Origin of the sequence: Klebsiella sp. K47 (genome assembly GCF_051858335.1) — a bacterium.
Taxonomy (GTDB): Bacteria; Pseudomonadota; Gammaproteobacteria; order Enterobacterales; family Enterobacteriaceae; genus Klebsiella; species Klebsiella pneumoniae.
In genome coordinates this window covers 1-222 of the sequence record NZ_JBPYUI010000451.1, presented here as the reverse complement: position 1 = coordinate 222, position 222 = coordinate 1, and the positions used below count along the sequence as shown (strand labels likewise).

The following is a 222-nucleotide window of genomic DNA, read 5'->3' as shown; positions in this document are numbered from 1 at the left end:
ATCCTGATGCCGCGCCGGTTCGATGACCGCCGACCGGACTTGTGGAGCGTGTTCAACCGCACCCAAGAAAACCTGACCAAAGGCGGATTGCACGGTCGCAGCGCCAGCGGACGCCGCCAGCAAACCCGCCCCGTGCAGGGCATTGATTCCGATGTGCGCCTCAATCGCGCCCTCTGGATGCTGGCCGATGGCCTGCGCCAGTTGAAAGCCTGATTCCCCACG

Annotated in this window: 1 protein-coding gene; it reads left to right on the top strand. The window is 64.4% G+C overall.

What is annotated here, in order from left to right; genetic code table 11:
- Positions 1-213, top strand: a 213-nt coding sequence (locus RRF55_RS28750) for a DUF932 domain-containing protein (RefSeq protein WP_439419410.1), incomplete at its 5' end; no start/stop codon positions are given.
- Positions 214-222: the final 9 nt, after the last annotated feature.